The organism is Mesorhizobium sp. P2_D6, from assembly GCF_056404315.1.
Genome location: NZ_JBFUEG010000048.1, coordinates 1 through 6,519, shown reverse-complemented (window position 1 = coordinate 6,519; position 6,519 = coordinate 1). Strand labels below are relative to the sequence as shown.

The 6,519-nt window shown below is 61.0% G+C and carries 7 protein-coding genes; 1 reads left to right on the top strand and 6 read right to left on the bottom strand.

Translation table 11 applies throughout. From position 1 onward, the window contains the following. The coding region (locus AC1D1L_RS33205) for a transposase (RefSeq protein ID WP_477345699.1) at window positions 1-237 on the top strand (237 nt) is incomplete at its 5' end. 10 nt (window positions 238-247) lie between these two features. On the opposite strand, the gene AC1D1L_RS33200 is transcribed toward AC1D1L_RS33205, so the two are convergent. From AC1D1L_RS33200 to AC1D1L_RS33175, 6 genes are all read right to left on the bottom strand, one after another. Further along, the gene (locus tag AC1D1L_RS33200) at window positions 248-631 is read right to left on the bottom strand and encodes a helix-turn-helix domain-containing protein (protein ID WP_436175307.1); all 384 of its coding nucleotides are present in this window, start codon (window positions 629-631) and stop codon (window positions 248-250) included. An 18-nt stretch (window positions 632-649) separates the two neighbouring features. After that, window positions 650-880 (bottom strand): hypothetical protein, encoded by a 231-nt coding sequence (locus AC1D1L_RS33195; RefSeq protein ID WP_436175308.1) that lies wholly within the window; start codon window positions 878-880, stop codon window positions 650-652. 101 nt (window positions 881-981) lie between these two features. Next, window positions 982-1,521 carry a hypothetical protein gene (locus AC1D1L_RS33190; protein ID WP_477345704.1) on the bottom strand — a complete coding sequence of 180 codons (540 nt, stop codon included), beginning with the start codon at window positions 1,519-1,521 and terminating at the stop codon, window positions 982-984. A 191-nt stretch (window positions 1,522-1,712) separates the two neighbouring features. Further along, the gene (locus tag AC1D1L_RS33185; protein ID WP_006333993.1) at window positions 1,713-2,513 is read right to left on the bottom strand and encodes a YggS family pyridoxal phosphate-dependent enzyme; all 801 of its coding nucleotides are present in this window, start codon (window positions 2,511-2,513) and stop codon (window positions 1,713-1,715) included. Window positions 2,514-3,639: 1,126 nt separating this feature from the next. Next, window positions 3,640-5,499 carry an ABC transporter ATP-binding protein gene (locus tag AC1D1L_RS33180; RefSeq protein ID WP_477345701.1) on the bottom strand — a complete coding sequence of 620 codons (1,860 nt, stop codon included), beginning with the start codon at window positions 5,497-5,499 and terminating at the stop codon, window positions 3,640-3,642. Window positions 5,500-6,280: 781 nt separating this feature from the next. Continuing rightward, window positions 6,281-6,519: transposase (locus tag AC1D1L_RS33175; protein ID WP_477345699.1), on the bottom strand; the 239-nt coding region annotated here is incomplete at its 5' end.

Below are 6,519 nucleotides of genomic sequence, written 5' to 3'. Positions count from 1 at the left end.
CCACTGGATGCGTGGATCGACGATGCGATCGACTCCGAACTCATCCCGATCATGCGGTTCGCTCGTGTTTTGCGCAGAGACATCGATGCCGTCAACAATGCCATCGAACTGCCCTGGAGCAACGGACAGGCCGAAGGCCAGATCAACCGCCTCAAGACTCTCAAGCGCGCGATGTACGGTCGGGCAGGCCCTGAACTGCTGAGGGCACGAATGCTGCCACCGCTCCACACAAAGTGAGGAAGAACCTTTAATGTGAGAGCTCCCTCAGGACCGTCGACGCGCGATGCAATTGCGTGTCATTGGGTAGAGCTGTGCGCAGCGTCTCCGTTACGATCTCAGCCTGCCGTCGTTTGTTCAGGGCGCTCGCGGCTTCTTTGCTGGTCGCCTGGGGCGTGGTCGACCGCACGACACTGTCCACTGCGGGAAGCGCCTTCTTCGGCAGGAGCTTCACTTCAAGATCGAGGGGCCGCGCCAGCTGAATTAGGCTGGAAAGTTGCAGATCGACCTTGCCGCTTTCGATTTTCGAAATACTTTGAGGCACCCCTGCGCGCGCCGAGGTGCGCTGGCTCAAGGCTTTCGCCTCGCGCGCGGACTTAAGCGCTGTTACGACATCTTCTATTGCATAGCGCATTTAATATGCCATCGCATATCAATCTCCCAGATCTATGACGGTTTCACATCTGAAACCGCGAAATAAGGACGATACGCGCAGTTCGTCGAGCGTATCGAGACTGTGTCGCATATCGAAGTCGAGTGGCGCGGCGGTCAGGCCGCTGTCGGCAACATCGACATATTCCGGCACATATCCGGCCTCTTCCGCCTGCTCGAATGTGCCGAGCGTGTCGAACTGGACGTGAATGGTGAGCGGGGTTGGAGACATCACAGCATTATCCCTTAGCCATTCCTGATGGTCGGCCTGCCAGCATCTCGGCCACGTGTCGCTTCACCGGCTCGGGAAGCGGCAGGATCGGCCGAGGCGGCTCAGCGCGGCAGACGTCGAGAGTTTCGGCCAATGCACAGACGACGCGCAGGCTGGAATACTGCCTGAACAAATCCCAAATCGGCGCCAGTGCGGCATCGAGCTGGCGTTCCTGGGGCGGCATCGCCTTTTGTGCAGCTCTGACGATCTTGAGGCAGACTTTTGGGAACAGCCCTGCAAGAACGCCTGTACCAGGTGTCGGCGCCGGCGATCATGGTTTCCGTGGCCAGCCAGTCGCCGCTGCATCCGATGGAAAAGCCGTCCGGAACGATCGCGCGCTGCTCAGCGAGATGCCGGGCTGTGTCGTCCGTCTTCCAGCCGGGGTTCTTGATCGCGACGAGACGATGGGAAGGCCGCTCTCGGCCGCTATCGCCCTGAAATGCTCGTATACCTCGTCTTCGGTAAGGGCGTGTAGGAAGCGGCCGAAAGAGGACCGGCTGATGCGCCAATGGCTTGGCGTCCTGGGCGAGCTTCACCGCATCGTCGGTGCGCAACGCACCGATGCCGGCGACGACCGGGATATGACCCGAGGCTTCCTCCACCGCAGCTTCGATAGCGCGGCGTCGTTCGTCGCGAGTCAGATACACATAAATGCCGGTGCTCCGAGCAGGCCGATGGAATCGACCTCAGCCGCGATCAACCGGCTGACCAGTTTCCGTAGCGCGTCAACGTCGACCCGGCCGGAATGATCGGCGGGGGTGATCGGAAAAGCAGACAGGCCGTTTGCGAAAAATCATGGTTCAATTCCTCGATCGGTGGGGGCGAAACCCGGCCAGTAGTGGCCGTCAGGCGTCGGCCGCTTGCCGAAGATGGCTTGACCGACGCGCACGACAGTGGCGCCTTCCTCGATGGCTTCCTCGAAGTCTCCGGTCATGCCCATGGAGAGCCCGGTCAGCGCGGCGTTGTGCTTCACGGCTTTGTCCCGCAGCCGGCGCAGCAGAATGAAGCAAGGCCGCACCTTGGCCATGTCGGAGGAAAACAGCGCAAGTGTCATCAACCCGCATGGCCGGAGACGGGGAAGCTGATCGAGAGTCTCCACGAAGGGCAGCAGTGCGTTCGGATGGAGGCCGAACTTGCTGTCCTCGCCAGACGTGTTGACCTGCACATAGACGTCGAGGAAGCGATCTTCGCGTTCCAGCCGCGTGTTCAGAAGGTCGGCGAGCCGCAGGCTGTCGAGCGCATGAAACTCACGCGCGAAGCGGGTCAGATATTTGGCCTTGTTGGTCTGCAGATGTCCGACGATGCTCCAGTCGATGGCGAGATCGTGAAGCGCCTCGCACTTTGTCATTGCCTCCTGGATCTTGTTCTCGCCGAAGGTGCTGATGCCGACGTCGAAGGCATATCGCAGGATATGGGCCGGCACCGTCTTGGTGATCGGCAGCAACCGCACGGAGGCACGGTCGCGCCCGGCCCGTGCGCAAGCAAGCGTGATGCGCTCTTCAACCGACGCCAGATTGGTGCGGAAGCTGGTAAGGGGATCAGGCCCGAAACGTTCGACGTCCTCGGGCGAAAGCGGCGGATTGTTCGTGCCCATTGTGATCTGCCCCTGTCGTAGACAAGCTCGTTGGCCTTGAGCCACGTGTAGCCGACGCCACTAAGAAACACGAGGCTCTTGTCGGGCGGTGCATAGATGGTCCGATCCGCCGCCGTAGCGACGGTAGCCAATGTGCAGACGGTGGCGAAAGCAAGAATTGCAAACTGATGATGTGCAGCGATTCATGGGGCGGCCTCCTTGGCCCCCCAGGGATCGGGATAGCCCGTTTGTGATTTTCCGTTAAACGTCGGCGGCTCTCAGCGCCTGTACGCGGGGAGTTGTTTGTCGCGTCGACCATTCCTGGGCATTGGTGCAAAGACGTTGAACTCCGATGCGATGTCGAGGACGGCTTTGGTCATTGCCCTTTGTCTGGTGCGCACCGCGCTCGTTGCCCGTTCTACATGGGTAGCGGTGGGCCGCCTTGAGCTGGATCAGTTTTAGGCGAACGGCCTGGTTGAATTCCGGCTCGCGACCCCGTTGCGGGGCCAATTGCAGTGGCGTCGGCAAACGAGCCACCCCCCGGCCCTGCCGGTCATGCGTTCGCTGACCCCAATTCCCGAAGCTCGTCGAGCATGGCGACGTCGAGCCGGTTGGGGCAATCTGCCATGCGCCCCTGCTCCTCGGCGTGTTGCCTGCGCCGTTGCGGACCAGAGGCCGCGATAGCACCGGCGCAATTAACCAGCGGTGTTGCGCCACCCAACTCTTGTACCACGCCTTGTGACCCGGTCCGGATTGCACCAGACGGAGTTTCCAGTTTTTCGACTCGGCTCACCCCTCGTATCGTAAGCTTCTGTGTCCTTGCACGTTCGGGCACCACCTCAGCAGCGCGCTTTGTGTCCCGCGTCCAATCGTCGACGACAGTGAGGATGTGGAACGGTCGGAGACGAAGTCGAGCGATCACCACTGCTTAAGACTAGGCGGTACCAGCATCGGCGCGGCCGCGGGCGGACAGCTTCTCGCGATAGAACCGAAGAGCTCTTGTGGCAATCTCGTCGCCCATTCCCACACATTTGCGACGGAGGCGGCGAAAGCCGAGATTTGTCTAACGCGAACATGCCCGCTCTCTACGACAACAGCCAAGCATTGCGAGCAGCGCGGAGCCGTGACGAACGAGCTTCCAGTCGGCTTATCTCTCCTCGGAACTGTCGGCAATGTGGCCGCCGGTCTGCCGCCGCCACAGGCGGGCATACAGGCCGTCGCGTTTGAGTAGCTCCGAGGGGGAGCCCTCCTCAACGATGCGCCCTTTGTCGAGCACGACGATCCTGTCCATGCTGGCAATCGTCGACAGGCGGTGGGCAATGGCGATCACCGTCTTGCCCTCCATTATAAGCTCGAGTTTTTCTTGGACCGCCGCCTCGGCTTCACTGTCCAGGGCAGAAGTCGCCTCGTCTAGAAGGAGGATTGGCGCGTCCTTAAGCAGCACCCGAGCGATGGCGACCCGCTGACGCTGCCCGCCAGAAAGCTTCACCCCGCGGTCACCGACGAAAGCATCGTAGCCGGTGCGGTTTTCGCTGTCCTTGAGGTCGGCCACGAAACCGTCCGCATCGGCCAGCATTGCGGCGCGTTCGACCTCCTCCGACGAGGCATCCGGCCGGCCGTACCGGATATTGTCCCCGACAGAGCGATGGAGCAACGAGACATCCTGGGTCACGACCCCGATATTCTGACGCAGGCTTGCCTGCGTCACCGACCGGATATCCTGGCCGTCGACGACGATTGCGCCATCGTTTACGTCGAAGAACCGCAGAAGCAGGCTAACAAGCGTTGACTTGCCGGACCCCGACATGCCGACGAGCCCGACCTTCTCGCCGGCGCGGACCCTGAGCGATAGATTCTCGATTACCCCTTTTCCTTGCCGGTATTCGAACCGGATATCCCTGAACTCGACCGTGCCGGCGACAACGGCCAGCGGCCTGGCTCCGGAGACATCGGTTACCGTTGAAGGCGTGGTGATGACCGGCATCGCGTCGCGTATCGTGCCCACAGCCTGGAATATCTGCTGTCCTAGCTGGAGAAAGGCCAGGGAGTTGGCGTTGAGCCGCTGAACGAGTGCGATTGAAGCAACAAATTGGCCGGTGGTGACAAAACCGGCCACGAGTCCCCAGAGCCCGACGGCGATGTTGGTCAGCGAAAGAAGGACGTTCAGCAGGACGACGCTGGTGTCGGTTGTTAAGTGGATACGCCGTTCAAGCTGTTGCGTCTCGATGGCATCTCCCATGATGGTGCGCATTGCGTCCGCCTCGCTGTCTTCGGCCGCAAACAGCTTGACCACGTGGATGTTGCTGTAGAGGTCGGTCATGGCGCCGACGACGAGGCTGCGCGCGCGGGCAGAGTGGCGGGACCGCACGGCAAAATATGGCACTGCCACAACCGCGACTGCGACGTTCGCCATGATCCAAAAAAAGACCGGAAGCGCCAGCGGCCATGACAGCGTGGCAAGCAGCAAAAGCGAACCGAGAAACTGCACGAGAAAATACGGTATGCTGTAAGACGCTACGACGATCTGCTGCTGCACGGCGGAGGCGAGTTGTGAAATGCGCGACGCCACCTGGCCGGCGAAGAGATCGTGGAAGAATGCAAGGTCCTGACGTTCGACCGCCTTGTAGCCATGCCATTGCATAGCGGCGGGCATGCATACGGACACTGCCTGGGAACCCAATGTATTGGCGATGAACATCAGCAGCGGTTGCGCGGGGAACATCAGCAGGCCGAGGAACGTGAGCATAGGCCAAGTTTCCCCAAGGAAAACCGCCGCACCGTGCGAGCTCACCCCGTCCACAATGATATACATGCCCCAGATCACCGCGAGGTTGATTCCCTCGACCGCCATCATGAAGACGGCGATGGCCGCCAGCACGCCACGGAACATGCGTGCGAAATGCAGAAGCAGCGCAAACGGACCTGTTGCCGGCAAAGGCGCGTAGGGGATATCCAGCGGGCGGATAAGCGTCTCAAAGGGACGATAGATGAAATGCAAAGGCGACATGGCGGGTCAAACCGGCTGATCAGAGAATGGGTGCGGCGCATCGGAGGAGTGCGAGAGCGCTCGCCCCCTGAACTGCCAAGCGCACGTTCCTCGTCCACACACAATGCGTTCCTGGCGCGCTTCGAGCGGACCACGCAAGGCTGAGGAGCGCACTTGAATGTACATGCGCGCTGTGGCCACGTTCGAGAGCTGCATAGGGTGGCCCTCGTAGTGCTGGTGGACGGCTTGGCTGAAGGAGGCGCGATCTACGAGGAGGCGCCGCGGCTGGCTATAGCGGTCCAGCTCCCCAGGTGTGGCTGGGTTCATCGTCCTGTTCTGGCCGTCGCATTGCGGGCATCGAGCACGCTCCTGGTTGATTTCTCGGTCCTCCACGACGCCCTGCCGACGTCTCACTTACGAGATCAAAGCAATTTGCGTGCCGGATTTGCGCTCCGTTTCGTTCCACCGCTTGCTCGCCAGCCGGTGCCTGGCTGTAACGGCCAGCGGGTGGGGCTCCGACATTCATGTTCAGTTTCGGACCCAAGAAGGTCGCTATAGACACGCTCGGGAAGACCGAATGGAACCTCGAGCATGTAATCGTCGCACCCGAGCCGAATTTCATCCTCACCGGCTCCCGACCAGGGCGCTTGCTGAAAAGAGCGCTTGCTGCGCCAGCCATGGGTTCGCGGTAACCGCCGCAACCTTTTTACTCCTGATATCGACCTGCTGGTTCACGGAAGAAGCCGATCCCGCGCGTCGCGCGATCGAGCGACTGCCGATCATCTGCGGGGAAGGTTCTTCCTCACTTTGTGTGGAGCGGTGGCAGCATTCGTGCCCTCAGCAGTTCAGGGCCTGCCCGACCGTACATCGCGCGCTTGAGAGTCTTGAGGCGGTTGATCTGGCCTTCGGCCTGTCCGTTGCTCCAGGGCAGTTCGATGGCATTGTTGACGGCATCGATGTCTCTGCGCAAAACACGAGCGAACCGCATGATCGGGATGAGTTCGGAGTCGATCGCATCGTCGATCCACGCATCCAGTGGGT

What these genes read in the sequence shown, in the direction of transcription:
- AC1D1L_RS33180 (WP_477345701.1), bottom strand. Translation starts at nt 5,499, where the DNA reads ATGTCGCCTTTGCATTTCATCTATCGTCCCTTTGAGACGCTTATCCGC.
- AC1D1L_RS33200 (WP_436175307.1), bottom strand. Translation starts at nt 631, where the DNA reads ATGCGCTATGCAATAGAAGATGTCGTAACAGCGCTTAAGTCCGCGCGC.
- AC1D1L_RS33195 (WP_436175308.1), bottom strand. Translation starts at nt 880, where the DNA reads ATGTCTCCAACCCCGCTCACCATTCACGTCCAGTTCGACACGCTCGGC.
- AC1D1L_RS33185 (WP_006333993.1), bottom strand. Translation starts at nt 2,513, where the DNA reads ATGGGCACGAACAATCCGCCGCTTTCGCCCGAGGACGTCGAACGTTTC.